This window comes from uncultured Thiodictyon sp. (genome assembly GCF_903828115.1).
In the GTDB taxonomy this organism is placed as follows: Bacteria; Pseudomonadota; Gammaproteobacteria; order Chromatiales; family Chromatiaceae; genus Thiodictyon.
The window spans coordinates 1-2,478 of sequence record NZ_CAIKKU010000526.1; the positions used below are offsets into that span (position 1 = coordinate 1).

General features: G+C 65.3%; 3 protein-coding genes. All 3 read left to right on the forward strand.

The features are described 5' to 3' along the window. Window positions 1-142: 142 nt before the first annotated feature. On the forward strand, window positions 143-517 hold the full coding sequence (locus tag QZY48_RS19510; RefSeq protein WP_295434311.1) for a DUF3611 family protein: 375 nt from the start codon (window positions 143-145) through the stop codon (window positions 515-517). Between the two features lie 127 nt (window positions 518-644). Continuing rightward, window positions 645-1,022, forward strand: coding sequence for a PLDc N-terminal domain-containing protein (locus tag QZY48_RS19515; RefSeq protein WP_100920398.1), 378 nt, complete (start codon window positions 645-647; stop codon window positions 1,020-1,022). A 74-nt stretch (window positions 1,023-1,096) separates the two neighbouring features. Next, window positions 1,097-2,194 carry an AI-2E family transporter gene (locus tag QZY48_RS19520; protein ID WP_295434310.1) on the forward strand — a complete coding sequence of 366 codons (1,098 nt, stop codon included), beginning with the start codon at window positions 1,097-1,099 and terminating at the stop codon, window positions 2,192-2,194. Window positions 2,195-2,478 lie beyond the last annotated feature (284 nt).

Sequence of the window (2,478 nt, forward strand, 5' to 3'; positions counted from 1 at the left end):
GCAGGGCGCGCACCATGACGGTGGCGGGGCTCTTCTCGGCAAATTTCTGGAGGATTTCGCCAAACATGGTCGGTCGGGCTCGCGTGTGATGCTGTAGATATCTTTATATTACAGCATCTTGCTGGCACCTTAAAAGGGCTGGATCGTCTGGTTCTATCGTTACCCCGGTCTGGGCCAGCGGATTGCCGATCCGCAAGCGCGTCCGACCGAGTCGACGGTGCTCGCGACCGTGTGGACCGGCCTGGTCGCGAGCAGCCTGGGCATCCTGTTCTCCATGGTGGTGATGCTGCTGGAAGTCGGACAGCTCCTGTTTTATTTCCTCGCCGCCCCCCAGGCGGGGATCGCGACCATCCAGACGCTAGGCGGCGGGCCCTCCAGTTGGGTCTCCGCGGTCGATCTGGTGAGCCTGTTGGCCCTGGTCCAGATGCTCGCCGCCGAGGTGATCGCCCTGGTGTTGGGTCTCTGGTTGATGTTCCGTACCACCCAGGCGGCCGGCCAATTCCCGAAGGCCGCTTAGCCCTGACCTGGCGCCCCTGGCCTGCCCCGACCCCGGTCGGCGGCGGCCGGGTCGGCGTTGACCCAAGGACCGGCAGCCCCCGTGGCCGCCGGTTCACTGACTCACTGCATCCATGAGGGCCGTTTCAATGACGAATTTCTGGGACATTCTCTATCTGATGGCATCGACCTTCCTGTTCGTTGCCTATCTGATCATTCTCTTTCATATCGTTTTCGACCTGTTTCGCGACCCCGAGCTGGCCGGGGGCTACAAGGTCCTGTGGCTGATCGGTCTCGTGTTCCTGCCGTTCCTGACGGCACTCGGCTACGTCCTCGCCCGCGGCCGCGGCATGGCGCACCGGCAACAGGCGGCGCTGCAACGGGCCAGGTCGGATACCGAGGCCTACATTCGGGAGGTCGCGGCAAAGTCCCCCGCCGAGCAAATCGGCGATGCCAAGGCATTGCTCGATGTCGGCACCATCAGCCAGGGCGAGTTCGACCGGCTCAAGCAAAAGGCGCTCGCCTAGCCGCCTGGCCGCCGAGTCGCGGCGCGCAGATCGGCCGTACCCATCCTCAACCCAGTGCCGGAGCCATCGCCACCATGAATGTCTTAGCCACCTTCTCTGCGCCCGCCCGCGGTCTGATCATCGCCGGGGCCGTCGCGCTCGTCGTGACCTTGATGAAGACCGCGGCGCCGCTGCTGACGCCGCTCCTGCTTGCGATCTTCATCGCGATCGTCGCCACCCCGGCGCTCGCCTGGATGCGCCGCAAAGGCGTGCCGAAGTGGGGCGCCCTGTTCGTGATCGCGTTTGTGCTGCTCGATGTCGGCAGCCTGCTCGCGCTGATGACGACCGGGTCGCTCGAGGGCTTCAAGGACAGCCTGCCGGGCTATCAGGAACGCTTCGCGGCACTGGCCGAGCACTTCGGCGGCATGATGGCGGGGACCGGGGTCGACAACCCGGCCGCGGCCGCGACTGACCTGATGGACCCGGCCAAGCTCAAGGCCCTGGTGCCGCGGATGTTGTCCAGCGCCGGCAGCGTCTTCGCGACCGGGCTCCTGGTGCTGCTCACCGTCATCTTCATCCTGCTCGAAGTGCCGACCATGGCGCCCAAGCTGAGGGCGGCCTTTCACATCACGCCGGACGGCGAGGCGCGCCTGCAGCGGATGCTGGACAACATCAATCGCTACATGCAGATCAAGGCCCTGACCAGCCTTGCCACCGCTGTCTGTGTCTGGCTTCTGCTGTGGCTGTTCGGGATCGACTTCGCCATCCTGTGGGCGGTGCTGGCCTTCTTTCTGAACTTCCTGCCGGTGGTCGGCAACATCCTGATGATGATCCCGCCGGTCCTGCTGGCACTGGTGCAGGTTGACCTGGCCACGGCACTGATGGTCGCGGCCGGATATCTGGTGATCAACACCGCGATCGGCAATGTCATCGAGCCGCGGATCATGGGCAAGGGGCTCGGCATCTCGACGTTGGCGGTCTTCATCGCCCTGCTGGTCTGGGGCTGGCTGTTCGGCACCGTCGGCATGTTTCTGGCCGTGCCGCTGACCACGGCCCTGATCATCGCGCTCGATGCGAGCCCGCATACCCGCCCGCTCGCGATCCTGATGGGGCCGGCGATCACCGAAGAACCCGCGGGCGCCCTGACAGCGGAGCCGGACGCTACCGGTACGGATGACGCAGGGGCCCGTTAGCGGCCATGGCCGCAAGAGCAGCTACCGCGGATGATGCAAGGCGTGCGTGGGAGCGGCTTTAGCCGCGACGAGGCCACGCCAGCTTGCGAGGCCTCGTCGCGGGTAACGGTCATGGCACCCGCGCCACCCCGGAACATGAAAGTCCTCTCGACCGCTAAACCCCGCCTAGCATGGGATGCGTAGTTTTTCCTCTTCCGGATCGAGGCTCGTTCGGGTCCAAAGCCGGTCGGCGATCGCAAACGGCTCGAGGTTGATCGTCTTCGCAAAGTCGCGCACGCGCGTGA

Bases quoted from the DNA above. Each gene is read 5' to 3' on its own strand.
- QZY48_RS19515 (WP_100920398.1), top strand. From the start codon at position 645: ATGACGAATTTCTGGGACATTCTCTATCTGATGGCATCGACCTTCCTG.
- QZY48_RS19520 (WP_295434310.1), top strand. From the start codon at position 1,097: ATGAATGTCTTAGCCACCTTCTCTGCGCCCGCCCGCGGTCTGATCATC.